This window comes from Nitrosomonas halophila, assembly GCF_900107165.1.
GTDB classification, from domain to species: Bacteria; Pseudomonadota; Gammaproteobacteria; order Burkholderiales; family Nitrosomonadaceae; genus Nitrosomonas; species Nitrosomonas halophila.
In genome coordinates this window covers 1-2,183 of the sequence record NZ_FNOY01000132.1, presented here as the reverse complement: position 1 = coordinate 2,183, position 2,183 = coordinate 1, and the positions used below count along the sequence as shown (strand labels likewise).

At 51.6% G+C, this 2,183-nt stretch carries 2 protein-coding genes; one reads left to right on the top strand and one right to left on the bottom strand.

Annotated elements, in window-relative coordinates; genetic code table 11:
* Positions 1–260 precede the first annotated feature (260 nt).
* On the bottom strand, positions 261–551 hold the full coding sequence (locus tag BLV85_RS14590) for a hypothetical protein (RefSeq protein ID WP_090415943.1): 291 nt from the start codon (positions 549–551) through the stop codon (positions 261–263).
* Between the two features lie 234 nt (positions 552–785).
* Here BLV85_RS14590 and BLV85_RS14585 point away from each other — a divergent pair, with 234 nt between their 5' ends.
* On the top strand, positions 786–1,829 hold the full coding sequence (locus tag BLV85_RS14585) for a phospholipase D-like domain-containing protein (protein ID WP_090415942.1): 1,044 nt from the start codon (positions 786–788) through the stop codon (positions 1,827–1,829).
* Positions 1,830–2,183 lie beyond the last annotated feature (354 nt).

The following is a 2,183-nucleotide window of genomic DNA, read 5'->3' as shown; positions in this document are numbered from 1 at the left end:
GCCCTGACGGGCAACTCCAAATGTATCGGTAATCTTGCTTTTTTACACAAAAACCCTGTCAAGCACTTTTTGCATTTTTTTCGCTGAATAGTTACGAAATGGGTTGGAATTGTCGGAAATATTTCTATATCGGGCTGACTATACGTAAAGCCGCAGGTCTGGTCAAATGCGCTGCCGTTGCGTTAAGCGCAGAGTAAAATACAGCATGATTTCAGGGTCATACAGGCATATGACCAGACATTCAGTTGTAGGTTGCAGCATTATTCCTTGAGCGGTGCTTGCTCGGGTTCCATGCTTTCAATCTGGGGAATGGCTTTTTTCGGATGTTGCCTGACGATTTTTTTCAATCTATCGTCCTTGCGGGGACCATGGGTGCCGCTCTGCTGGATCTCCATATCCGACGGAAATTCTTGCGATTCGGTCATGCTGTCCTGGGACTCCGCTTCGGCCGTCAGCTGGTTATCCAAAGCATGCTCGGAACTTGCCGTCCTCTGTTGCTGGATGTTGGCGTTGCCTTGCGGATTGGCGGAGGTGTGAGTTGGTTTGGCCATGTTATTGTCCTCGATCGTTGAAGATGCGGGGGGTGCGCAACGAACGATACCGGGGCGTGTGTTGTGCACCCATGATAATTGCCTGATCAGGCGATAGATTTAAGAAAACCCCGATATTTGAACAGCGTATTAAAATACGCCCGTGAAAAGAATACGTATAAACACGTAGGGAAAATCCATGTGCTATTTTCAGCCCATGTTGCTACTTGTCTGGTAAGTTTCGGCGGGAGGGGCATGCAAGCAGCTTACGAAGTCCACTTTGGCGGGCCGGATCGGGATCCTGGTTATTTGCGCAATGTGCTGGCACGGCATATCGTAGCCGTGCCGGTTGGGGGAGCGATCGATTGGGCGACTTATTATTTTCGTGATCTGGCACTTGCCAAGGCACTCGTCCAGGCGCGCAGGCGCGGGGTCCGCGTCACGCTATGTCTGGCTGGCCAGCCACGCATAGCGGATGCGAATGATGAGGTGATCAGACTGTTTTCAGGGCCAGGCGGGCTGGGTGACCGCCTGCGCACCGTTACCCTTCCCGGCATGCTCGCGCCTCGCAAAAGAGCGTGGCGACCCCAATTGCATGAGAAACTCTACTGTTTTTCACATCCAACACCGGTCGCTTTTATTGGTTCCTTCAATCCATCTGGCAATCCGCTCGAACAGCGGCAGGACATCATCCGGGAGATCGGCGATCAGGATCAGGGCCATAATATGCTGGTCGGACTGCATGATCCACTTCTCGTAGCACCACTGGTGAAACATGTACGGCAATTGCACCAGGCTCCTCCCGGGCTGCTGTATCGCTTTTCCAAACAGGCGAACCAGATCGTTCGCAGCACCGAGACCACCATTCACTTCCGGCCCAGTTTACAAGCGCATCCTGTGATTCGGTTCCTGAATGAATTCGGAAGCGGTGCGCATGTCCGTATTGCCGCCTCGCATATCAGGACAAAACGGGCGGTGGAGGTGATGGTCGGCCTGGCCAAACGAGGCGCGGTCGTAGAGATCATTGCAGAACGGACATTCAGGCGGGTTACGCCAAAGGTGGAGCAAAGCCTGTTTGCCGCCGGTATTCGTTTCACACGTAGAAGATCTGCCGATGGCCTGCCGATGCATTTGAAGTTTGTGCTGGTAGAGGATCATGGGCAAGTGTGGTCGATTTTTGGCAGCTTCAATTGGACGAAGCCTTCACTCTGGCTCAATCATGAGATTATAGTGATTTCTACCAATCATCAGCTGTATCGCACCTTCCTGGATCGATGGAAAATGCTGGAAAATGAATAGCATGCTAGGAGGCTGTCCGAGAATAGACTGATCTACTGCGGACGAGCCTGGCTGGCTGGATTTTCCGAACCTTTTCGTTGAATAGAACCACTATTCGCCTCAAATGATCGAAAAATCCCGCTCAGCCAGCTTCGCCCTCGCTACGATCGCTATTCTCGGACAGCCTCCTAGCTTTCCCCGGACTGTGTCTGTGAATGATGCGCCACATCGTCTCCATCTGAGCTTCGCAATCTCAGGTGAATGTTGTGGGCTACTATTAACCCAACTTCGTGACCCTATCTCAAACATCCCCAATTTTTCAACAAGTTAAAATTTTCAACTGGAGTCGGTTGGCACTACGGATTTTTTTCTGTC

What these genes read in the sequence shown, in the direction of transcription:
- BLV85_RS14590 (WP_090415943.1), bottom strand. Translation starts at nt 551, where the DNA reads ATGGCCAAACCAACTCACACCTCCGCCAATCCGCAAGGCAACGCCAAC.
- BLV85_RS14585 (WP_090415942.1), top strand. Translation starts at nt 786, where the DNA reads ATGCAAGCAGCTTACGAAGTCCACTTTGGCGGGCCGGATCGGGATCCT.